This is a genomic window from Streptomyces sp. NPDC000229 (genome assembly GCF_040300825.1).
Classification (GTDB): domain Bacteria; phylum Actinomycetota; class Actinomycetes; order Streptomycetales; family Streptomycetaceae; genus Streptomyces.
The window spans coordinates 50,326-72,774 of record NZ_JBEPEL010000014.1 but is presented as its reverse complement, the minus strand read 5'-3'; the positions used below and the strand labels follow the sequence as shown (position 1 = coordinate 72,774).

The 22,449-nt window shown below is 72.2% G+C and carries 16 protein-coding genes and 1 other RNA gene; 3 read left to right on the top strand and 14 right to left on the bottom strand.

Translation table 11 applies throughout. The annotated features are described in order from the left end of the window. Positions 1-74: 74 nt before the first annotated feature. The 5 genes from ABT360_RS10710 to ABT360_RS10690 form a co-directional block, all read right to left on the bottom strand. Entirely contained in the window at positions 75-971 is an 897-nt protein-coding gene (locus ABT360_RS10710; protein WP_444852211.1) for a chitosanase, read from the bottom strand. Further along, entirely contained in the window at positions 968-2,479 is a 1,512-nt protein-coding gene (locus ABT360_RS10705; protein WP_444852210.1) for an acyltransferase family protein, read from the bottom strand. Before ABT360_RS10705 ends, ABT360_RS10710 begins: the two co-directional genes overlap by 4 nt. Continuing rightward, complete coding sequence (locus ABT360_RS10700; protein ID WP_351813662.1) at positions 2,476-4,602, bottom strand: bifunctional polysaccharide deacetylase/glycosyltransferase family 2 protein; 2,127 nt, start codon at positions 4,600-4,602, stop codon at positions 2,476-2,478. The genes ABT360_RS10705 and ABT360_RS10700 overlap by 4 nt, the downstream gene beginning before the upstream one ends. 60 nt (positions 4,603-4,662) lie before the next feature. Beyond that, the gene (locus ABT360_RS10695) at positions 4,663-5,793 is read right to left on the bottom strand and encodes a hypothetical protein (RefSeq protein WP_351813598.1); all 1,131 of its coding nucleotides are present in this window, start codon (positions 5,791-5,793) and stop codon (positions 4,663-4,665) included. Positions 5,794-5,951: 158 nt separating this feature from the next. After that, a complete protein-coding gene (locus ABT360_RS10690; protein ID WP_351813596.1) occupies positions 5,952-6,917 on the bottom strand; it encodes a LysR family transcriptional regulator in 966 nt (321 codons plus the stop codon). Between the two features lie 83 nt (positions 6,918-7,000). On the opposite strand from ABT360_RS10690, the gene ABT360_RS10685 reads away from it, so the two are divergent. Then, positions 7,001-8,314 (top strand): MFS transporter, encoded by a 1,314-nt coding sequence (locus ABT360_RS10685; protein ID WP_351813594.1) that lies wholly within the window; start codon positions 7,001-7,003, stop codon positions 8,312-8,314. Positions 8,315-8,377: 63 nt separating this feature from the next. Here the strand turns inward: ABT360_RS10685 and ssrA are convergent. From ssrA to ftsE, 5 genes are all read right to left on the bottom strand, one after another. Beyond that, positions 8,378-8,748, bottom strand: a transfer-messenger RNA (tmRNA) gene (gene ssrA, locus ABT360_RS10680). Between the two features lie 127 nt (positions 8,749-8,875). Continuing rightward, entirely contained in the window at positions 8,876-9,361 is a 486-nt protein-coding gene (gene smpB, locus ABT360_RS10675; protein ID WP_064072159.1) for an SsrA-binding protein SmpB, read from the bottom strand. 18 nt (positions 9,362-9,379) lie between these two features. Beyond that, on the bottom strand, positions 9,380-10,567 hold the full coding sequence (locus tag ABT360_RS10670) for a S41 family peptidase (RefSeq protein WP_351813592.1): 1,188 nt from the start codon (positions 10,565-10,567) through the stop codon (positions 9,380-9,382). Between the two features lie 67 nt (positions 10,568-10,634). After that, a complete protein-coding gene (ftsX, locus tag ABT360_RS10665) occupies positions 10,635-11,555 on the bottom strand; it encodes a permease-like cell division protein FtsX (protein WP_351813590.1) in 921 nt (306 codons plus the stop codon). 49 nt (positions 11,556-11,604) lie between these two features. Next, a complete protein-coding gene (gene ftsE, locus ABT360_RS10660; protein ID WP_064072157.1) occupies positions 11,605-12,294 on the bottom strand; it encodes a cell division ATP-binding protein FtsE in 690 nt (229 codons plus the stop codon). Between the two features lie 279 nt (positions 12,295-12,573). Between ftsE and ABT360_RS10655 the strand changes: the two genes are divergently transcribed. Continuing rightward, positions 12,574-12,768, top strand: coding sequence for a hypothetical protein (locus ABT360_RS10655; protein ID WP_351813587.1), 195 nt, complete (start codon positions 12,574-12,576; stop codon positions 12,766-12,768). An 88-nt stretch (positions 12,769-12,856) separates the two neighbouring features. On the opposite strand, the gene ABT360_RS10650 is transcribed toward ABT360_RS10655, so the two are convergent. The 4 genes from ABT360_RS10650 to ABT360_RS10635 all read right to left on the bottom strand — a co-directional run bounded on the left by ABT360_RS10650 (position 12,857) and on the right by ABT360_RS10635 (position 18,479). After that, positions 12,857-13,903 (bottom strand): hypothetical protein, encoded by a 1,047-nt coding sequence (locus ABT360_RS10650; protein ID WP_351813585.1) that lies wholly within the window; start codon positions 13,901-13,903, stop codon positions 12,857-12,859. Positions 13,904-14,273: 370 nt separating this feature from the next. Continuing rightward, positions 14,274-15,380, bottom strand: a complete 1,107-nt coding sequence (gene prfB, locus ABT360_RS10645) for a peptide chain release factor 2 (protein WP_351813583.1) — start codon at positions 15,378-15,380, stop codon at positions 14,274-14,276. Between the two features lie 49 nt (positions 15,381-15,429). Beyond that, the gene (locus ABT360_RS10640) at positions 15,430-16,665 is read right to left on the bottom strand and encodes a serine/threonine-protein kinase (protein ID WP_351813581.1); all 1,236 of its coding nucleotides are present in this window, start codon (positions 16,663-16,665) and stop codon (positions 15,430-15,432) included. A 107-nt stretch (positions 16,666-16,772) separates the two neighbouring features. Then, positions 16,773-18,479 (bottom strand): serine/threonine-protein kinase, encoded by a 1,707-nt coding sequence (locus ABT360_RS10635; protein ID WP_351813579.1) that lies wholly within the window; start codon positions 18,477-18,479, stop codon positions 16,773-16,775. Positions 18,480-18,921: 442 nt separating this feature from the next. On the opposite strand from ABT360_RS10635, the gene ABT360_RS10630 reads away from it, so the two are divergent. Further along, entirely contained in the window at positions 18,922-22,287 is a 3,366-nt protein-coding gene (locus tag ABT360_RS10630) for an FHA domain-containing protein (protein WP_351813577.1), read from the top strand. Positions 22,288-22,449: the final 162 nt, after the last annotated feature.

Below are 22,449 nucleotides of genomic sequence, written 5' to 3'. Positions count from 1 at the left end.
AGTCAACGGAAGGGACGGCGACGATGACCGACGAGTCGCGGCCGGTCTCCTAGGGCACCGTGCCGCCGCCCGACTCATCCCGCCTGGAACGTCTCCCCGTACATCTGCCAGACCAGGGGCGTCTTCATGGAGAGGTTGCCGTCACGCAGGAAGGTGCGCTGGGTGGTGTCGATCCGGCTCGTGTCCTCGCCCGACTTGGATTCCGTCATCGCTCTGCGGCAGGCGTCCAAGAAGGCGTGGAGGTACGCCGTCTCGTCACCGCCCTCCGCCTTGGTCTTGGCAGTCGCTCGCACCCGCTCGCGAATCTCGTAGAAGCCGTTCTTGTCGATGCCGGGGCCGTGGAAGACCATCGCGTCGTAGTAGATGAACTGGCCGAGCGTCCCCAGGCCGTCAAGCTTGGCGAGGTCGACGGCCGGCTTGAAGTACATCGTGTCGCGGACGGTGTCCTGGGCCTTGCGGAAAGCGGGCTTCTCGCTCTCCTCCTGCCATGCCTGGGTGAAGCCGGTGCCGAGGCCCTCGCGCGAGCCCGTGCCGTCGACCGCGCGCAGTGCGGGCAGGTACACGGCCAGGGCGTTGTCCGGGTGTTCCTTCGTATAGGACTCGACCAGGACCAGCATGTCCTTGGTGCCGGAGCAGAAACCGACCACGCCTCCGCAGTAGCCGTTCCCGTCGCCGCTGTCGGCGATGTGGCCGTACAGGCTTCGCCACTCCCGGGTGGAGTTCATCGCGGACGCGAGGATCTGGTGGGCCACGTCCTTCTTGTCGGGCGCCGCGAGGCCCGGTGGCAGCTTCGCGAGTATGTCCTCGGCGGACTCCAGTTCCTTCTCCGCCCGCTCGGCGGCGCCTTGGTTCTCCGGCTGACCGGCTGTGGGAGAGGCCTTCTTCGGTTCCGGGACCGGGGTGAGGGAGAGGATGGTGAGAACGAGAAGCGGGGCGATCGCGATCAGCACCCACCTGGCGCGCAGGATCATGTGTCAAGGCCCTTCTTGCTCCGCGTCGCCGCACCCGACGGCCACAGTCTCGGCCGCCGTTTGGCGGCCACGTCCTCCAGCCAGCCGAACAGCAGGATGCAGTAGGCGATCAGGGACCAGCTGAACACCAGAAGAGGCCAGTGGCTGTTCATCAGCCACGGCAGGTCGCGCCACATCACTTCGAGCGACCACAACCGGTGCCACATCGTCACGGCGATCGCGATGCAGACGTTGTGCCAGAGGTAGACGGTGACGGCACGCGAGTTGAGCAGCGTGATGGCACCGTCGAAGCGCTCCAGCAGGCGGGGCCACTCGGACCACGACGGGCTGAAGTGCAGCAGCAGGAGGACGAAGCCCAGGCTCCAGAACGTGGAGGGGAACGGCATGTTCCCCAGTGGGTTCTCCGTGCTCAGTCCGTGGTCCGCGGCCCACCAGAGGCCGAAGCCCATGATGAACGGCGCGACGGAGGGGACCACGTAGCCGGGCAGGCGCTTCAGGACGCCTTCCTGGTGCGCCATTCCGAGAATCCAGCAAGCGCCGAACTCGCCGATGCTGTACAGGATCGGGGCGATCTCCTCGGCGGCCTGGAGGTAGCCGGAATTCAGCGCCGCCATCAGCACGAGCGGCGCCGCGATCGTCAGCCACGGCTGCTTGCGCAGGGCCGCCAGGAAGAGCGGCGAGAGCAGGACGAACCAGAGGTAGGCGCGGATGTACCACAGAGGTCCGGCGAAGGGCTCGGCCCACGTGCCGGGCAGGATGCCGGGGATGCCGGCCAGCTCGGCGGCGTGGGGCGGGTCGCTGAGCGGCAGGATCCAGAACAGCAGCTCCAGCCACCAGGTGAGGGTGTCCTCGCCCTCCGCCGGGCCCCAGCCCTGCACGAGCATGGCGGTCACGCCGATCCCACCGGCGGCCCACAGCGGGGGCAGCAGCCGCCGGACCCGGCTCTTGATGACCTGGGCGGGCGGGCGCTTGAGGGAGCGCGCCATCAGGTTGCCCGCGAGGGCGAACATGACGCCCATCGACGGGAAGACCAGCGGGAGCCACATCCAGCCGGTGAGGTGGTACAGCACGACCCGGAAAAGCGCGAGCGCCCGCAGCAGGTCGAAGTACCGGTCACGGCCGCCGGTCGCCTTGCGTGCGGCGTCGGGCTCCGGGCCGGATCCGGCGTCGGCGTTGGCGTCGGGGCTGGCGGTCACGGTCGCTGTCGCGGTTCCGGTTCCGCTCTCCGGCTCGGTGAGGGTCGCGGAAACGGACGGGTGGGCCGCCCCGTACGGCTGGGCGTAGGGGGCCGGCTCCGCGCCGAACGGCGCGTACGACCGCGTGTCCCGCTCCGGCGCGCGCCACCCGAGGTGATCGGGTTCCGGGTCGGCCGCCGGGTACGGCTGCGTGGCGCCGGCCGCACCGGTGCGCTCGTACGGCCACGAGGCGTAGGAGCCGTCGTCGTGAGGACGGTCGTACGGGCGGCCCTCCGCGTCGTCGTACGGTCCGCCGGTGTAGCTGTTCGTCATGCGACCGGTCTCCGATCGTCGCTGTGCGCGCCGCGCTGCGTGGGTATGGAGCCGGGTGCCTCCACGACTCCGGTGCGGCGCAGCTTCTGCCAGCGCAGGCGGCCGCCGGTGAGGGCGGTGATCCAGGACTGGAGCAGCACGACGTACATCAGCTGCCGGTAGAGAATCTGCTGGAGCGGCAGGGAGATGAGGTGGGTCATCTTCTCCTTGTCGAGCCGGAAGGCGTACGCCGCGCACACCGCCTGCACCAGGAGGACGCCCAGCCACGCGAGGATCGTCTTCTGCGTGGGGCCGAAGATCAGGCCGTACAGCAGGAAGACGTCGATCAGCGGCGCGAGCAGCGGTGTGATCACCATGAAGAGCGCGACCAGCGGCAGGCCGACGCGGCCGAAGCGGCCGGAGGGGCCCCGGTCGAACACGGCACCGCGGTGCTTCCAGATGGCCTGCATGGTGCCGTAGCTCCAGCGGTAACGCTGGGACCACAGTTGCTGGACGGACTCGGGGGCCTCAGTCCAGGCGCGGGCGTTCTCCGCGTACACGACGTGCCAGCCGTCGCGGTGGATGGCCATGGTGATGTCAGTGTCCTCGGCGAGGGTGTCCTCGCTCATTCCGCCGACCCGATCCAGCGCGGTACGGCGGAACGCGCCGACGGCGCCGGGGATGGTCGGCATGCAGCGCAGTACGTCGTACATGCGGCGGTCGAGGTTGAAGCCCATCACGTACTCGATGTGCTGCCAGGCACCGATGAGGGTGTCGCGGTTGCCGACCTTGGCGTTGCCGGCCACCGCACCGACGCGCGGGTCACCGAAGGGCTGCACCAGATGGCGGACCGTTGACGGCTCGAAGACCGTGTCGCCGTCCATCATCACGATGATGTCGTGGCTGGCGTGCGCGATGCCGTTGTTGAGGGCGGCGGGCTTGCCGGAGTTGACCTGCCGGACGACGCGGACGTTGGGCAGCCACATCCGCTCGACGATGTCGGCGGTGCCGTCGGACGAGCCGTCGTCGATGACGATGACCTCGATCGGATGGTCGCTCGCCATCAGCGACCGGACCGTGTTCTCGATGCACTCCTTCTCGTTGTACGCCGGGACCAGGACCGTGACGGGTTCGGTGACGGGGGCGCCCCAGCGGAAGCCGCGTCGGCGCACCTTGCGGGCGTGCGCGAAGGCGAGGACGAGCATCAGGCCGAAGCGCCCAATGACGAGGACACCGACGATGGCGAGGCCGCCCACCAGGACGACGGTGATGTTCTCGGAGATGCCCACGGCGTAGACGAACGCCTTGCCCTTCCACAGCTCCATGCCGCTCACCTCGGTGTGGGCGCTGGGCGCCCCGAGGGCTTCGGTGAGCGTGGTGAAGTCGTACCCCTTGGCCTTCTGCTCGGGCAGGAAGCGGGCGAGCGCGGCGACGGTCTGCTCCCGGTTGCCGCCGGCGTCGTGCATGAGCACGACCGCGCCCTTACCCGGCTCGGGGGTGGCATTGCGAAGGATCGTATCGACACCCTTGCGCTGCCAGTCGCGGCTGTCGGTGTCGTTGAACGCGGTGATGTAGCCGCGGCTGCCGACGTACTTGATCAGATCCCAGTTCTTGTTGTCCAGGTGCCGAACGAAATTCGAGTACGGCGCGCGGAAGAGGGAGGAACGGACTCCGGCCGCGCCCGCCAGCGCCATCTGGTTCTGGGAGAGCTCCCACTCGGTGCGGGAAGGAGGGTGGAAAGACAGATCGGGGTGGTTGAAGGTGTGCAGGCCCACCTCGTGGCCCTCCTCGACCATCCGCTCGACCAGGTCGGGGTGGCGGGCGGCCATGGCACCGGTGATGAAGAAAACCCCTTGGCCGTCGTGCTTCTTCAGCTCGTCGAGGATCTTCGGCGTCCAGACGGGATCAGGTCCGTCGTCGAAGGTGAGGACGATTTTATCGTTGGGCACGCTGAGGCTGGTGGGGTTGTCCGGGTTCCGCGCGTCGACGACCGGGCCACCCTTGTGGATGGCCGTCGGCACCTGAGTCCGGTCTTCGGTCAGTCTGATCCTGTGATCGGGCCGGATCTCGTTGTGCACATATCCGCGCAGCATCAGCATCGCGAAGAGTGCCACCAGGAAGACCGAGGGCAGCAAATAGCGCATGGGCAGCCTGCGCCGGACGGCACGCGCCTTCTTCGCGCGCCGTCTGCCTGGGGGTGTCATCTACCGTGTGCCTTCCGCGGCCATCTGCTGGCCGCCGCTCTCTTCGACCGGCGGATCGGTCGGGTCTTCCGTCGGGGTCGTGGGGGCGTCTGTGGGGTCGCCCTGCTCCGGCGTGGGGACCGGTGTCTGCGGGGTGGGTTTGCCCTTGGCGGGCCCGGGGGGCGGAGTTTTGTTCGCGCCCTTGTCCTCGGCCTCGTCCACGGATCGGTCCGGCTCCGTGCTGGGCGGGGCGGCGGGCTCGGCGGAGGTGCGCGGGTCCGCCGGGTCTGCCGGGGTGTCGTCCACAGAGGCTGCGCCACTGGGCTGCGGGACGACCTCGCCGGTGGAGTGAGTGGGCGCCGGGGCGCTCGGGCCGCCAGGGGCGTCGGTGGCACCGGGGCTGGTGGAGCTGGCGGGGACGACCTTGGTGGTGTCGGTCTTCTTCTCGTCGGCCGGCCCCGGTATGAGAAGCCAGGGCGCGCTGGCGGTGCCGCCCCCCACGACGGCGACGACGAGGGTGGCGGCATACACCGCGCACGCGGTCGCGAGCACCCAGCCGAGGCGGCGGAACTTCTTGCTGCGGCGGCCGCTCTCGTCGACGAACACCGGGCCGTCGGAGGGCTCCTGTTCCGTCGGTGCGGACACAAGAGCCGGTGCGGAGACGGTCACGGCCGGGAGCTCGGCAGTCCGGAACTCCGGGCCGCCGGCCGCGTGGCCGCCGACGCCCATGCCGTCGGTGGCCGGGCCGCCGACCCCCAGGCCCAGGCTGTCGGCGCGGTAGGCGATGGTCTCGTCCTCGTGGACGAGGCCGCCGGGCTGGTGGGCGTGGGCCCCGGACGGGTAGCCCTGGCCGTCCGGGGCGTACCCGGCGCCGTCGGTGAAGTATCCGTGGCCGTCGGCCTGGTACCCGGACCCGTCCGGGTGGTAGCCGCGGCCGCCGGCGTGGGGCCCGAAGCCCTCGGGCTGGTGTCCGTGACCGTCGTCCGGGTAGCCGTGGGCGCCGGCCTGGTAGCCGTGAATATTGGGCTGGTGTCCAGCACCGTCGCCTCGATGCCCGAACGCGTTGAACTCGCTGAGACTGTCGAGCTGGACGGTGCTGTCGTATGGCTCATTCTGGTGCCCGTTCCAGGCACTTTCACGCCAGTTGTCCACTTTTGTACGCACATCCCCCACTGAACGGGCCAAGGGGTGCGCACACGGACCATCTGGGTACTCGCACCGGACCGGGCCCCCACCCTGCCGGAGCGCCCCCACCACACCGCACCCGGGCCATGAATGTAGCGCACGCCGGTGACAACAAGGCTTATGGTTCATTCATTCGGGCACATGTGCGTCAAATCACCCTCAGGAAGCCATGCTCCGGCGGGCTTCTTCAGCCACCCCTCCGACTCGGCCAATTCGGCCGCCGCCGCACGGAGCGCCTCGAGCCCCGGATGTTTCAGCCCCTTGCGCCACACCAGTGACACCGGAGACAGCGGCACCGGGTCGACCAGTGGCCGGAGCACGCTCCCGGGCATGGCCGGAAACTCCACGGCGGCCAGGACGGGCGTACGAGTTTTGGCCATGACCCGGCGGAACTCCTCGAACCCGATCGCCACCGGCGCCGGCGGGGCGACCTTGATGCCGCGCCCCGCGAAGAGCCGCTCCGCCAGGTCCGTCCACTCCCGGGTGCCGGGGTTGCCGGCCCCCGCGTACACCGACTCCCCGGCGAGCGCGTCCAGCTGCACCACGGGCCGGGCGGCCAGCGGATGGTCGTCCGGCAGGAGCACGGCCATCGGCTCGTACCGTACGGGCTGAGCCGCGAGCCGGGCGCGGACGGCGGGCGCCAGCCCGGCGAACCGCCCGAAGGACACGTCGAGCCGTCCGGCGACGATCTCGGCGGCCGCCCCGGTCAGCCCGCTCTCGTAGCGGGCCATCAGCTCGCACTCGGGGGCCAGTTCGCGGGCCCGCGCCAGCACCCGGCCGGTGATCATCCCGTCGGTGTTGAGATCCACCAGCAGCGGCCGCGCCCCGTCGGCGAAGGCGGCACCCAGCTCGTCGTACGCCGCCAGCACCGCGTACGCGTAGGGCAGCAGCCGCTCCCCGTCCACCGTCAGCGCCACCTGCCGGGTGGTGCGGGTGAACAGCTCGGCGCCCAACTCCCGCTCCAAGCGCCGGATGTCCCGGCTGAGCGCCTGCTGGGCGACGTACAACCGGGCGGCGGCGCGGGTGAAGTGCAGCTCGTCGGCGACGGCCACGAAGGCGCGCAGCAGCCGGGGTTCGATGTCATGGGCCACGCGCCGAATTTACAACGAGGGTGCGTCAATAGGCCCTCACCAGGTGTTGGACCGGCAGCGGCCGATGCCACGAGGCTGACCGCATGCCGCAGTCGAACAGCGCCGCCCCGCCGTACGTCCTCACCTCCGAGTCCCCCGTCCCCGCGCCCCGCTACCACGATCCGGCGCCCACCCCGGAACCCCGCCGGAAACCGCGCGGGGCGTTCGCCTCCTACCGCCGTCTGTTCGCGACGCCGGGCGCCCGGGCCTTCACCGCCGGGAACCTGATCGCGCGCCTCCCCATGGGGATGTTCAGCGTGAGCGCGGTCATCATGATCGCCGGGGCGTACGGTTCCTACGCCCTCGCCGGCGCCGTCACCGCCACCGGGCTCGCCGCGACCGCTCTGGTGGCGCCGTTCACGGCGCGGTTGGTCGACCGGTACGGACAGGCGCGGGTCGCCGTGCCCGCCACCGTAGTGGCCGTACTCGGATCAGTTGCCCTGCTGCTGTGCGTGCACCACCACGCGCCCGCGTGGACGCTGTTCGCCGCGTACGCCGCGACCGCGACCACGCCCAACACCGGTGGCATGTCCCGTGCCCGCTGGGCACACCTCCACCGGGACGACCCGGCCGCCGTCCACACCGCGAACGCCTTCGAGCAGGCCGCCGACGAGCTGTGCTTCATGCTCGGCCCGGTGCTCGCCGCGTTCCTGTGCGCCGCCCTGTTCCCGGAGGCCGGAACCCTGATCGGGGCGATCCTGCTGCTCAGCGGGGTGCTGGTCTTCGCGGCGCAGCGCGCCACCGAGCCGCCCGTCCCGCCTCGCACCGGCAGGGCGCGCACACCACTGCGTACCCCCGGCATGCCCGCCCTGCTGGCGGTGTTCCTGTCGACGGGCGCGGTCTTCGGGTCGATGGAGGTCGTCACGCTCGCGTACGTGGACGGCCCGGTGGCCGGCGCGCTGCTGGCGCTCCAGGCGGCCGGGTCGTGCGCGGCCGGCCTGGCGTACGGGTCTGTGGCGGCGCCCGGGGGCGGCGTACGGCGCCGGCTGCTCGGCTGCCTCGCGGCGATGACCGCCCTGATGTCGCTGCCGCTGCTCGCGGCGGCCGGCTCCGGCTCGCTCCTCGCGCTGGCGGGTGCCCTGCTGCTCGCGGGGATGGCGACCGCGCCGACCATGGTGACGGGCATGACGCTGGTCCAGCGCCTGACACCCGCGGCCCAGCTGAACGAGGGCATGACGCTCGTCGTCACCGCCCTGCTCGGTGGCATCGCGGTCGGCTCGGCGACCGGCGGCTGGACGGTGGAGCACACGGGTGCCGGCTCCGGGTACGCGGTGCCGGTCGCGGCGGCGGCGGTCGCCCTCGTCGTGGCCGCGGCCACGGGTACGGGTGCGGGTACGGCGAAGGCCCGGCTGCCGTGATGGCTGCCGGGCCTTCGCCCACATGGGGTGACGGGTCCGGGGGCACGCCCCCGGAGGTACCGCTCGTGGAGATGGCGGGAATCGAACCCGCGTCCAACGGTGCAGAATCAGGGCTTCTCCGTGTGCAGTCCGCTGCGATTTTCTCGGCCCCGGAGATCACGCGGACAAGTCTCCGACGGGCTCAGTCACTGTTTGATTTCCCTCTACACCCCGTGACCGGGTCTAGAGGTTTAGTTCCCTAGCTGATGCCAGGATCCGGGTCGGGAACAGCCCCGGGCTGACACTTCGCAAGCTCGCTACTTAGGCAGCGAGGGCGAAGGAATCGCGCTTGGTGTTGGCGATTATTTTTTGCGACATATGGTTTACGAGATCATTGCCGCTTCCTCGACACGCTTCCCCTGCTTCGACATCCGCTGTCGAAACCGATCATCCCCATGTTGATTTTTCAAACCGTGCCCCCGAGGGAGCGAGCCCCCGCTGTGAGGGGCAGGTGCCATCGTACGTGACCAACGCCCGACGGTGCCAGCCTATTCCGGGCGGCCGGGCGGCGGGGCGGCCCGATCAGGCCCGCTCACGGCGCTTGACCGCCGAGATCACCCGCTCCGCCTCACGGCGGTCCTGCTTCTCCCGCAGCGTCTGGCGCTTGTCGTACTCCTTCTTGCCCTTCGCCAGGGCGATCTCGACCTTCGCCCGGCCGTCCTTGAAGTACAGCGACAGGGGCACGATGGTGTGACCCGTCTCCTGGGACTTCGACTCCAGCTTGTCGATCTCGTGCCGGTGCATCAGCAGCTTGCGCTTGCGACGGGCACTGTGGTTGGTCCACGTCCCCTGGGCATACTCCGGTACGTGCACGTTGTGCAGCCAGGCTTCGTTGCCGTCGATCTGGACGAACCCGTCCACCAGCGAGGCCCGCCCCTGGCGCAGCGACTTCACCTCGGTGCCGGTCAGCACCAGCCCGCACTCGTAGGTGTCGATGATGGTGTAGTCGTGCCGCGCCTTCTTGTTCTGCGCGATCAGTTTGCGCCCTGTGTTCTTTTCCTTGGCCATAGTGCCGCCATTTTCGCACTAGGAGCCGCCCCCGAGGCCACTCAATACCGTGCGGGCCCGTTCCTCGGCGCGGTCGGCGGCCACCAGGTCGGGGGTGATGCCCCGGCCGTCGACGCTGTGCCCGGCGGGTGTGCGGTAGTGGCCGACGGTCAGCTCGGCGACCGACCCGTCGGGCAGCCGGCTCGGCATCTGGACCGAGCCCTTGCCGAAGGTCCTGCTACCGACGGTGACCGCCCGGCCACGGTCCTTGAGGGCCCCGGCGAGCAGCTCGGCGGCGCTCATGGTGCCGCCGTCGACCAGCGCCACCAGGGGCCTGCCGGTGTCGCCGCCGGACTGCGCGTACAGCGCCTGTTCCCTGCCGTGCACGTCGTACGTGGCGACGAGGCCGCCGTCCAGGAACGCGGAGGCCGCCGTGACGGCCTCGGTGACCAGGCCGCCGCTGTTGCCCCGCAGGTCGAGCAGGACACCGGCCCTCTTGGGCGCGCCCAGGACCGCGTCCCGCACCCGCTGTCCCGTGCCCTTGGTGAACGCCGCGACCCGGATCCTCAGGGCGCCGTCGTCCAGCCGCTGCACGGTCACGTCCTCGGTGGCGAGCCTGGCCCGCCGCAGCGTCTCGCTCCACGCGCGCGTGCCCCGCTGTACGCCGAGGGCGACGGCCGAGCCGGGCGGCGCCCCCTCGCCTCGCAGCAGGGCGACGACCTCGGCGGCGGAACGGCCGTCCACGGCGCGGCCGTCGACGGTGCGGATCCGGTCGCCGGCCCTGAGGCCCGCCCGGTCCGCCGGTCCGTCGGCCTGGACGCGGGCCACCTCGATCCGGCCGTCGGCGGTGCGGCGGGCGGACAGGCCGACCCCTGTGTACCGCCCGTCGAGGGCCTGGGCGAACTCCTCGTACTCCCGCCGGTCGTAGACGGCGCCCCAGCGGTCGCCGCTGCGGCTGACGACCTCCCGGGCCGCCTTGGCGCCGGACTTGCCGTCCGCCATGGCCTCGGCCGCCGCGCGGGCCAGCTCCCGCTGGTCGACCTCGCCCCGCCCGGCACCGGCGACCGGGGCGGCCCGGGAGACGGACCGCGCGGGCGGGTTCTCCCCGTCCTGGGGAAGGCAGTTGGTCACCGCGGCGGCGACGAGGACGGAGGCGAAGACGAATGTCAGGGCCGCCCCGCGGCTGCGAAGTCCGCGGGGCCGGATACAGAACTCGGGGCCCAGCATGGCGCCCACTCTAGGACAAGGAAATGGCGCCGTACGGTTGTTGACCGCACGGCGCCAGGGGCGATCGTCACACCTTCAGGTACTTGCGCAGCGCGATGGCGGCCGCAAGGGAGGGCATCAGCAGGCCGATGACCACGACGAGCGGCAGCACCGTTATCACCGCGTCCCAGCCGATGAAGTTGACCAGCGGCATGCTCTGGGCGAGGTTGAGCCCCGCGTCGATCATGAAGTACCGGCCGACCAGCAGCATCACGCAGGCCACCACGCCGCCCAGCAGACCCGCGACGGCGGCCTCCATGATGAACGGCATCTGGATGTAGAAGCTCGACGCGCCGACCAGCCGCATGATGCCGGTCTCACGGCGCCGGCTGAACGCCGAGACGCGCACCGTGTTGACGATCAGCATCAGCGCGATGACGAGCATCAGCGCCATGACGCACAGGGCGGCGACGTTCATGCCGCGCATCATCTGGAAGAGGTTCTCCAGCGTCTGGCGCTGGTCCTGCACGGAGTGCACACCGGCCCGACCCGCGAACGCGGTCGCCACGACCTTGTACTTCTCCGGGTCCTTGAGCTTGACCCGGTACGACTCCTGCATCTGGTCCGGCGTGATGATGCTGGCGATGGCGGTGTCGCCGTACTGCTCCTTGTAGTGCTTGTACGCCTCGTCCGCCGTCTCGTGGTGGACCTTCTCCACGATGTTGTCCAGCTTCTCGAGGTCGGCCTCGATCTCCTTCTTCTGCTGGGCGGTGACCGCGCCCTTGTTGCACGTTCCGCCGGCCGCGGCGTCGTTCTTGTTGCAGAGGTAGATCGTGACGTTGACCTTGTCGTACCAGAAGTCCTTCATCACGCTGACCTGCTCGCGCATGAGCAGCGCACCGCCGAAGAGGGCGAGTGACAGAGCCACGGAGACGATGACGGCGAAGGTCATCGTGAGATTGCGACGGAGGCCGACACCGATCTCCGACAGTACGAACTGGGCGCGCATCGCGTGCGTTCAGCCTTTCCTTGCTGCGGGGTGCTGCGGGTGCTGCTGCTCAGTGCTGGTAGCCGTAGACGCCGCGCGCCTGGTCGCGTACGAGACGGCCCTTCTCCAGCTCGATGACCCGCTTGCGCATCTGGTCGACGATGTTCTGGTCGTGCGTCGCCATGATGACGGTGGTACCGGTGCGGTTGATCCGGTCCAGCAGCTTCATGATGCCGACGGAGGTCTGCGGGTCCAGGTTGCCGGTCGGCTCGTCGGCGATCAGCAGCATCGGGCGGTTGACGAACGCGCGGGCGATGGCGACCCGCTGCTGTTCACCGCCGGACAGCTCGCCGGGCATCCGGTCCTCCTTGCCGCCGAGGCCGACGAGGTCGAGGACCTGGGGGACGGCCTTGCGGATCTCGCCGCGCGGCTTGCCGATGACCTCCTGTGCGAACGCCACGTTCTGCGCGACGGTCTTGTTGGGCAGCAGGCGGAAGTCCTGGAACACGGTGCCGAGCTGGCGGCGCATGTGCGGCACCTTCCAGTTGGACAGCCGGGCGAGGTCCTTGCCCAGAACGTGCACCGTGCCGTGGCTGGCGCGCTCCTCGCGCAGGACCAGCCGCAGGAAGGTGGACTTTCCGGAGCCGGAGGACCCCACCAGGAAGACGAACTCGCCCTTCTCGATCTCGAGGGAGACGTCCCTGAGCGCGGGGCGGTTCTGCTTCGGGTAGGTCTTGGAGACGTTGTCGAATCGGATCACGGGTGCACCACGGTCGGCCGGGAGTAGGTGTGCGTGACCATACGCGACTGGGGATGCCGCGTGCAGTCGCCGTTCTGCCTTGCACCTTTTGTCCGGGTGAGGTACAAGCCCGAACCGGAGGGAATCCGATGGGGCGCGCCTAAACTCTGCGGAGCTGGCACAGTGGTAGGGGGAACGGATGCGTTTCCCTGAGCGTTGTGCGGAGAGAACTGTGTGCACAGTCCGCGTCAGGTGCACGGTCCGCGTCTGCGGCTCCGCCGCGCGGGAGGAGGAGAGCGCATGACCTATGACCGATTGGTGTGCGCCAACTGCGCGGCCCCCGTCAGTGAAGGCCGGTGCCCCGTCTGCCGTGCCAACCGGGAGCGCCTCCAGCAGGAGGGCCCCTTCGGCGGGCTGAGCCCGGCGGCTCTGCTGACGCTCCTGGTGCTTCTGATCGCGGCGGTGGCCCTGCTGGCGGCTCACCAGACCGCGTAAGGGCTTCGCCGTACGTTCGCCGTACGCGCGGAAGGGCCCGGGCGGCCGATCGTGGCCCGCCCGGGCCCTTCCGTCGCTCTACGGCGCCTTACGCGGCCGTACGGCCACCGCCCACGAGGCGCGGCAGCATACGGAAGCCGATGCCGCCGGCGATCATCGTCGCGGCACCGATGAGCAGGAACGAGGTCTCGGCGGCGCCGGTCTCGGCGAGCTCCTCCTTGGCCTTGCCCTGCTCGACCGGCTTCGAGCCGGCGGAGTCGGTGTCGGTGTTGTCGGCGCACTCGGCACCGTCGAGGTCGACGGTGCAGGTGCCGGCGTCGTCGCCGCCGGTCGCGGAGCCGGACGTGCCCGAGCCGCCGGTGGTGCCGCCGGTGTCACCACCGGTGGAGCCGCCCTGGTCGCCGCCGGTGCTGCCACCGGTGGTGCCGCCGGTGTCACCGCCGGTGGAGCCGCCCTGGTCGCCGCCGGTGCTGCCACCGGTGGAGCCGCCGGTGGTGGAGCCACCCTGGTCACCGCCGGTCGAACCACCGATCGTGCCGCCCGTGGTGCCACCGGTCGAACCGCCGGTCGAACCGCCCGTGGTACCACCGGTCGAACCGCCGGTCGAACCGCCCGTGGTGCCACCGGTGGTGGAGCCACCCTGGTCACCACCGGTCGAACCACCGATCGTGCCGCCCGTGGTGCCACCGGTCGAACCGCCGGTGGAGCCGCCCGTGGTGGAGCCACCCTGGTCACCGCCGGTGGAGCCGCCGATCGAACCACCGATCGTGCCGCCGATGGTGCCGCCGGTGGTGGTGTCACCGCCGATGGTGCCGCCGGTGGTCGTGTCGCCACCCGTGGTGCCGCCGGTGGTCGTGTCACCGCCCGTGGTGCCGCCAGTGGTGTCGCCACCCGTGGTGCCACCGGTGGTCGTGTCACCCCCGGTGGTGCCGCCAGTGGTGTCACCGATGGGGTCGTTGATCCCGAGGCCGGCCTCCAGGCCGTTCTCGTTCGCCTCGGCGCGAACGCCGATGCCGGCGACGTTGACGTCTATGCCGACCGCCGAGGCGGCGCCCGCCGCGGTCAGGGACGCTCCGGCCGCGATCACCGCGCCGGCTGCGATCCGCGCCACGCGGACCCGCGTCTTCTTGGTCATCTGCCTGCTACCCCCAGTAGCTGTTTCGTCAGTGGAGCAGCGCTCGGGGCAACGGACGCTGGGGGTCCTACTCAGTTGCCCCCCGTCACACGCGCCCCAGTCATGCGCATGCCGCGCGTCAGCTTTCCCAGTTTTCGTACAAGCGTCAAGGCGGTTGCGCGTGCGATGCCCGAAATGATCACACTTGCCTGGCCTGCAACGATGCAACTGTGACGTAAATGGCGAACACCGGTCCGCCAAAGGCCAGTTTCCTTGTCGACAAAGCGAGGAGATGGTCAACCGGCCGCTTGCGTCAGCGAATTGCGTCGGCGTACGCGAACGGCGCCGGACCGCCCGTGCGAGGGGCCGTCCGGCGCCGGAACGCCAACTGCTACTTCTCCTGCTGCTTGCGCCAGCGGATACCGGCCTCCAAGAAGCCGTCGATCTCGCCGTCGAGGACCGCCTGCGGGTTGCCGACCTCGAACTCCGTACGGAGGTCCTTGACCATCTGGTACGGGTGCAGGACGTACGAACGCATCTGGTTGCCCCAGGAATTGCCGCCGTCGCCCTTGAGGGCGTCCATCTTGGCCTGCTCCTCCTGGCGGCGGCGCTCCAGCAGCTTCGCCTGGAGGACGTTCATCGCGCTCGCCTTGTTCTGGATCTGCGAGCGCTCGTTCTGGCAGGAGACCACGATGCCGGTCGGGATGTGCGTGATGCGCACGGCCGAGTCGGTGGTGTTGACGCCCTGGCCGCCGGGGCCGGAGGCGCGGTAGACGTCGATGCGCAGCTCGGACTCGTCGATCTCGACGTGGTCGGACGACTCGACGACCGGCAGCACCTCGACGCCCGCGAAGGACGTCTGGCGGCGGCCCTGGTTGTCGAACGGGGAGATACGGACCAGGCGGTGCGTGCCCTGCTCGACCGAGAGCGTGCCGTACGCGTACGGGCTCTTCACGACGAAGGTGGTCGACTTGATGCCGGCCTCCTCCGCGTACGACGTCTCGTAGACCTCCGTGGAGTACCCGTGCCGCTCGGCCCAGCGGAGGTACATGCGCTGGAGGCGCTCGGCGAAGTCGGAGGCGTCCACGCCGCCGGCCTCGGCACGGATGTTGACCAGTGCCTCGCGCTCGTCGTACTCACCGGAGAGGAGGGTGCGAACCTCCATCTCGTCGAGTGCCTTGCGGACGGAGACGAGCTCCGCCTCGGCCTCGGCGAGGGTGTCCGAGTCGTCCATCTCCTCGGCGAGCTCGAAGAGGACGGCCAGGTCGTCGATGCGACTGCGCAGCGCCTCGGTCTTGCGGACCTCGGCCTGGAGGTGCGAAAGCTTGCTCGTGATCTTCTGCGCCGCCTCCGGGTCGTCCCACAGGGACGGGGCCGCGGCCTGCTCCTCGAGCACGGCGATGTCTGCCCTCAACTTGTCGAGGTCCAGGACGGCCTCGATCGACCCCATGGTCGAGGAGAGGGACTTCAGCTCTTCGGATACATCGACGACTGCCACGACACCAGCGTAACGGCTGCGTGCGACACCCCGGGCCCCCAGGCGGTTCCTAGGGCTGTGAGGGGGCCGACTGCTTGGAGTCCTGGGGCGGGGCGCCGGGGTCGTCCTCGCTGGTCGCCACGTAACCGCCCACCCCGGCCGCGGTCACCAGGGCGAGGGCGGCGATACCGAGGGTGAGGCGGCGCTTGCGGACGGCTTCGGACTTGTGGCGGGCCGAGCCGGGGCGGCGGCCGCCGGCCGGGCGGGGGGCACGGGCGGTGCCGTGGGGGCCGCCGGAGAGCTCGTCGGGGGCCGGGACGCGCATCGAGGTGTGGGTGTCCCGGTTGGAGTCGGTGGAGGAGCCCGGGACCAGCGGTACGGCGGCCCGGCGCGGGGCGTTCGGGAGTGTCGGGTACGGGTCCTCCTCGTACGGCTCCGCGGCGGGCTCGGAGTCCGGCTCGTCGACGTCGAGCGGCGGCATGCCCGCGACGAGCGGCAGGAGGTCGTGCAGGCGGGCGGCGAGCTCGGAGGCGCGCAGCCGGGACGCGGGGGCCTTCGCGAGGCACTGGACGATCAGCTGCCACAGCTCGTCCGGGATGCCAGGGAGCGGGACGACGGTTTCGGTGACGTGGCGGCGCAGTACGGCGCCGGGGTGGCCGCCGCCGAACGGCGTGAAGCCCGCCAGCAGCTCGTACAGCACCGTCGCCAGGGCGTAGATGTCGACGGCCGCGCGCGGCGGGAGGCCCTCGACGATCTCGGGTGCGACGTAGTCCGGCGTACCGATGACGCGGGTGGACTTGGTGCGGCCGGGGGTGTCGATCAGCTTGGCGACGCCGAAGTCGGTGAGGAGGGCGGGGTGGGCGCCGCCCGGGCCGAGCGGGCCCTCCATGTCGAGGAGGATGTTCTCCGGCTTGACGTCGCGGTGGACGATCCCCGCTGCGTGCGCGGCGGCCAGGGCCTCGGCGACGTCCGCGACGATCGAGACGGCCGCCGCGGGGGCGAGCCGGCGTTCGCGGTCCAGCCGGGTGCGCAGGTCGGTACCGCGGACCAGGTCCATGACGAGGGCGAGGTCGTTGCCGTCGACGACCAGGTCGCGGACGGCCACCACGCGCGCGTGGTCCAGCCCGAGCAGGGCGGTGCGCTCCTGGACGAAGCGTCCGACGAGTTCCTGGTCGGACGCCAGGTCCTCGCGCAACAGCTTGATGGCGACGGGGCCCTCCGGGCCCTCGCCGAGCCACACCGTCCCGGCACTGCCCCGCCCCAGGATCTGGTGGGCCGTGTACCGGCTGCCGATCTTCCGTGCCAAGACTGCTCCCTCAGCGGCTGGCGTTCCCGACAAAGTTACGCGGGCTCGGGCGCCGGTATTCACCTCCGAGGGGAAATCACCCCTCGGAAGTCGACAAATCGGCAGAGTTACTGCCCGGAGGGTGTGGTGCCGGCGCCGCCGGAGCTGCCGGTGCTGTCGCCGATCTCCGAGACCCACTTGGACACCGCCGACACCCCGTCGCTGATGGCCTGCCAGTAACTCTTGCCCTCGGCGATCCAGCTCTGGAGCGGGGTCAGCTCCCAGATGAGCCAGCCCGCCACGATGAACAGCACGATCGTGAACAGGCAGCCCTTGAGGCAGCCGAGTCCCGGGATGCGCATCGGGTTGGCGCTGCGCTGCCGGGGCGGCCGCGGCTCACGCGGCGGGCGCGGGGCCGGCTGCTGGGGCTGCTGCGGCTGGTGGTGCTGCGGCGGGTGCGGCTGGTGGTGCTGGGGCGGGTACGGCTGCGGCGGGGGCGGCGGCGCGTACTGCTGGCGCTGCGGCGGCCGCTGTTGCTGCGGGCGCTGGTGCTGCGGGGGGTACGGCTGCTGCGGACGCTGCTGGTGCTGGGGCGGCTGCTGGGGCGCCTGGCGCTGCGGGCGGCGGCGCAGGGGGTCCTGGCTCGGGTCGAGGTACTGGACCTGGGTCTGCTCGTTGCGGTCCCGGGCGGCGCGCAGCTGGCTCTGCCACGGGTGCGGCTCCTCGGGCTGCGGCCGGTCGTCGGACCGCGGCGGTACGGGCGGCATGACCGCGGTCGGGTCGGCGGCGCCCTGGCCGCCCTGCCCGCCGGCGCCGCTGGTGGGCAGCACGCTGGTGGGGGCGGCCGGGTCGTACTGGCCCGCGTTGCTGGGCAGGACCTGGGTCGGGTCCGCCGCGCCCGGGGTCTCCGGGACGGGCGCCGGCGCCGGGTCGGGGGCGAGCAGGGCGCCCACGCCCTCGGCCGCCTCGATCTGGGCGGGCGCGGCGTGCACGCCGATGCCCGAGGCGACGACGCGAAGGCCGCGAGCGAGGTTCTCGGCGCTGGGACGGCGCTCGGGGTCCTTGCTGAGGCAGCGCTCTATGACGGTCCACAGCGGGCCCGGGACCGTCGAGGGACGGCGCGGCTCCTCGCTGAGATGGCGGTGCAGTACCTCCAGCGCGGTGCCGCCGGCGAACGGCGGGCGGCCGGTGACCAGCTCGTACAGCAGGATGCCCGCGCCGTAGACGTCCACGGCGGAGGTCTGCGGGCGGCCCTCGGCGGACTCCGGCGCCACGTACGCGGGCGTGCCGACGAATTCGTGCGTACGGGTGAGGCCGGGGCTGTCCGCGAGGCGCGCGATGCCGAAGTCGGTGAGCATCGGGTGCATCTGGCCGTCGCGCTCGGCGAGCAGCACGTTCGCGGGCTTCAGGTCGCGGTGGACGACGCCGTCGGCGTGGCTGGCGGCGAGCGCGTCGGCGATCTGCGCGGTGAGGAGTGCGGCGGCGACCGGGCTGAGCGGGCCGTTCTCCCGGATGTAACGGTGCAGGTCCGGGCCGTCGACCAGGTCCATGACGAGGGCGAGGAGGTCGCCCTCGACGACGAGGTCCCGGGTGCGGACGATGTTCGGGTGGGTGAGGCGGAGGAGGACGGAGCGTTCCCGGAGGAACCGCATCACCACGTCCGCGTCGTTCGCGAGCTCCTCCTTGAGGACCTTGATCGCGACGGTCTCGCCGGGCTGGCCCGGTACGGCCGCCTCGGCGCCCGCTGTCTCTCGCTGGCGGGCTCGCCAGACGGTGCCCGTGGCGCCGCGTCCGAGCGGCTCCTCGAGCAGGTACTTGCTGCCTACCGGCCGCACGTCATGCGCTCCCTGCGATCGTGGTCCTTGCCTGTCCGAGCCCCCCTCTCGGGTCCGCCCGGGTGTCCGCCCCACTGTAGTGCCGGACGGTGGCACACCGGCGGGTTGTCTTCCGGTCCCGTTCGACCCTGCAAGACGCGTTCGAACCGGACACGGTTGCCAGGGTGACATGACTCGCGCCCGCGCACATGATCCCAAGGTGGGCGCAAGCTGGCGTTTTCGCGAGCGGGAGCGATCAATCAAGATCATTTCTTTCTGGGTCGGCGACGCGTTGTCAGTCCCAGGTGGGAGGATGCCTCCCAGCACGGCGCATCGCGGGGTCGGGAGCCTCGTGGTCCGTGCCGACCTGACCGGACGACGCGTCCGTGCGGGTGGGGGGAGATCGAGACGGGCCAATCCCTCCCCTGCCGGGCGCGCCGCGCAGAAGGGACCGCTGACGGCGATGCAGATCCGGCTGACCGTCCTCGCGGCGCCGACCGGCGGCCAGGCCGCGGGGCGCGCCTGTGACGTGCTTGTCACCGCCCCGGCCGGGACCGCGCTGGCCGCCGTCGCCTCCGGGCTGGCGGCCGCCGTGTCGGGCGCCGACCCCTCGGGCGCCGTCGTGCTGTACGCGGGCGGGGAGCGGCTGGACGTACAGCGCCGTGTCCTGGGCGAGCCGCCGCTGGTGGACGGCGCGGTGCTCTCGCTCCAGGTGCCCGTCGAGGACCACGCGCCGCTGGACGGCGTCCCCGCGCGGCTGCACGTGGTGGCCGGGCCGGACGCGGGAGGGGTCCATATGCTGCACCCCGGCCAGATCCGTATCGGCCGCTCCGCCGACGCCGACGTCCCCCTCGACGACCCGGACGTGTCCCGCCTGCACTGCGCGGTGACCGTCACGGACAGCGGCCGGGTCACGGTCTCGGACCTGGGCTCCACCAACGGCACCACCCTGGACGGCGCCGAGGTCGGCACCCGCCCGGTCCGCCTGGCCCCGGGCGCGCTGCTCCGGCTGGGCGAGTCGTCACTGCGGCTGACGGCGGGCCCGCCCGGGGCCGACGGCGCCCCGCTGCCGACCGTGCCCGACGGCGAGGGCCACCTCCGGGTGTCCCGCGCGGGCGCGGCGCCCTCCGGGGCGGGGGCGGAGGACGGCCCGGCGGGCGCGGCTGCCCGGCCGCGGTCCTCGTGGCCGGTGGCCCGCCCGGCCGCGGGCGGCGCCGGGACCTACGGCGCCGGAGGCACGCCCACGGCCGCTCCGGGCGGTGACGTCCGGGCGGGCGGCCGGGGCGCCGAAGGCGGTGGGCTGCTCGGCGGCGTGCCGCACCAGGCCGGTGACAGCGCGCGGCAGGTCACCCCGCCCCGCGGCACCACCGTGCCCGGCGGCCCGGGCGAGCCGGGCACCCCCGGGGGCACCCCCGAGGGGCCCGCGCGGAAGCGGGGCATAGGGGCCTGGGCGCGGCGGCTCGCGGGCGGGCGGGCCGAAGGGCCGGCCGGGGCGCCGGAGGGGCCCGTACCCGAGACCCTCGCGGGTGGAACCGTCCATGAGACCTGGCCCGACCCCGCCGCCGTGCTGCTCACCGCGCTCGGCCCGGGACCGCGCCTGTGGGAGCGGGGCCCCGGCCACCCGGAGGCGCTGGCCGTGCGGCTGGGCACCACCGACCGGGCCGACCTGGCCGCCGTGCCCGTCACGGTGGGGCTCCGTGAGGCCGGGTCGCTCGCGCTCGCCGGGCCCCGGGCACGGCTCCTGGGGCTGACCCGTTCCGTCGTGGCGCAGCTGGCCGCGCTCCACGCGCCCACCGACCTGGAGATCGTGCTGATCAGCAGCGCGAGCCGCAAGCGCGAGTGGAGCTGGCTCGGCTGGCTCCCACACGTGCGCCCGGCCCACGGCCAGGACTGCCGCCTCCTCCTCGCGTACGACCGGGAGCAGGCGGCCGCCCGGACCGCCGAGCTCACCCGGCGGCTGGACGACGGGCCGCTCGGGCCCGGCTGGGCGAGCGCCGACCGCAAGGCCGTCGCCGAGGCCGCCGAGCGCCACGCCGCGGCGTACGGGACGTACACGGTCGTGATCGTCGACGGCGACCCCGGTTCCGCCGCGCTGCGCGAGACGACCGCGCGGCTCGCCGGGGCGGGCGCGGCCGCCGGTATCCACCTCGTCTGCCTGGCCGAGACCCCGGCCGCCTCACCGCTCTCCCCGGTCGTGGAGACCTACGAGACGGCGTGCGCCGCGTCACTCGCGTTCCGCGAGTGCGGAGCCGCCGCTCTGCTGTCCGGCGACGTGGCGACCGCGCTGCGCCTGATGCGTACCGCCGGGGGACAGCCGGCCGGCCACGGCACGGTCGGCACGGTCGACGCGGTGTCCGCCGCCTGGGCCGAGCGGTTCGCGCGGGCGCTCGCACCGTTGCGGGCGGAGCGCGACGAGGGCGCCGAAGCCCGGGGCACCGTGGGAGCCGCGCCCCGCGCCACCGCCGTACCGCTGCCGCCGTCCTCCCGGCTGCTGGACGAGCTGGGGCTGGCCCGGGCGACACCCGCGTCCCTGATGGCCCGCTGGGCATCGGCCCCGGACGGCACCGCCGTGCTGGGCACCGGCCCGCGCGGGCCCCTGGCCGTGGACCTCACCACGGAGGGCCCCCACCTGCTGATCGAGGGCCCGGCCGGCAGCGGCCGCACGGAGCTGCTGCGCTCCGTCGCCGCGTCCCTGGCGGCCGCGTCCCGCCCCGACCGGCTGGGCCTGCTGCTGGTCGACGGCGCGGGCGGCGGACGCGGCGAAGGCCTCGCGCCCTGCACCGAGCTGCCGCACACCACCGAGCACCTGGTGGCCTCCGACCCGGTGCGGATGCGGGAGTTCGCCCAGGCGCTCGGGGCGGAGCTGAAGCGCCGCGCCGAGCTGCTGGGTCGCCAGGAGTTCACCGAGTGGCACACCCAGCGGGAGGTCGCGAACCGCATGATCGGCCCGCGGCGCCCCACGGACCGGAGCCGCCCCCTGGACCGGAACCGCACCACGGCCACGGACCAGAACCGCGCCACCGACCCGGACCGGCCCGTCGACCAAAGCCGCACCCCCGACCAAAGCCGACCCACCGACCCGAGCCGCGCCACCCACCCAAGCCGCGCCACCGATCAGAACCGCTCCACCGACCCCACCAGCCCGCTCACCGACCCCACCGGCCCGAGCCGACCCACCGACCCCACCAGCCCGCTCGCCGACCCCACCGGCCCGCCCACCGGCCTCGGCTCCCCGTCCACCGGCACGGTGCGGCTGCGTCCGGCCGCCCGGACCGCCAAGGACGAGGTGCCGCCTCCGCTGCCGCGCCTGGTCGTCCTGGTCGACGACTACGACGCACTGGTCGCGCCCGCGCTCGGCAGCCCGGGCCGCCCCGCCGCCGGGTCGGTCGTGCGGGCGCTGGAGGCCGTGGCCCGGGACGGTCACCGCCTGGGCGTGCACCTGGTGGCGGCGTCCGCCCGCCCGGACCGCACGGCCGACACGGAGCTGGCCCACCAGGCCCGGCTGCGGGTGGTGCTGGACGCCCCGCCGGTCTCCCCCGGGCCGGACGTCCCCGCGCCGGGGCGCGGCCGGCTGGGGCATCCGGACGGCCGGGTGACGCCGTTCCAGGGCGGCCGGGTCACCGGGCGCATCCCCCGTACGGCGACGCAGCGGCCCACGGTGGTGCCGCTGGAGTGGGAGCGGATGGGCGATCCGCCGACCCGCCGCCCGGTGCGGGAGCTGGGCAACGGGCCGACGGACCTGGCGCTGCTGGCGAGCGCGCTGGAGCGGGCGGCCCGCTCGGTCGAGGCGGTACCGCTGCCTCCGCTCGTACCGGCACCGCACGGATGAGCGAGCCTGACGGTACGTCACGACCCGATCACGATCGCCGACTTGACACGGAAGGCGGTATTGCGGCCCCCGTACGCCGGGCGTAGACCTGACGGACGGGACGCGTACGCGCACGGAAGAGACGGGGCAGTGATGCGCACAACTCTTCGGACACGCAGGACA

Coding starts and splice junctions, on each gene's coding strand:
- ABT360_RS10710 (WP_444852211.1), bottom strand. CDS start 971: ATGATCCTGCGCGCCAGGTGGGTGCTGATCGCGATCGCCCCGCTTCTC.
- ABT360_RS10705 (WP_444852210.1), bottom strand. CDS start 2,479: ATGACGAACAGCTACACCGGCGGACCGTACGACGACGCGGAGGGCCGC.
- ABT360_RS10700 (WP_351813662.1), bottom strand. CDS start 4,602: ATGCGCTATTTGCTGCCCTCGGTCTTCCTGGTGGCACTCTTCGCGATG.
- ABT360_RS10685 (WP_351813594.1), top strand. CDS start 7,001: ATGCCGCAGTCGAACAGCGCCGCCCCGCCGTACGTCCTCACCTCCGAG.
- smpB (WP_064072159.1), bottom strand. CDS start 9,361: ATGGCCAAGGAAAAGAACACAGGGCGCAAACTGATCGCGCAGAACAAG.
- ABT360_RS10670 (WP_351813592.1), bottom strand. CDS start 10,567: ATGCTGGGCCCCGAGTTCTGTATCCGGCCCCGCGGACTTCGCAGCCGC.
- ftsX (WP_351813590.1), bottom strand. CDS start 11,555: ATGCGCGCCCAGTTCGTACTGTCGGAGATCGGTGTCGGCCTCCGTCGC.
- ABT360_RS10655 (WP_351813587.1), top strand. CDS start 12,574: ATGACCTATGACCGATTGGTGTGCGCCAACTGCGCGGCCCCCGTCAGT.
- ABT360_RS10650 (WP_351813585.1), bottom strand. CDS start 13,903: ATGACCAAGAAGACGCGGGTCCGCGTGGCGCGGATCGCAGCCGGCGCG.
- ABT360_RS10630 (WP_351813577.1), top strand. CDS start 18,922: ATGCAGATCCGGCTGACCGTCCTCGCGGCGCCGACCGGCGGCCAGGCC.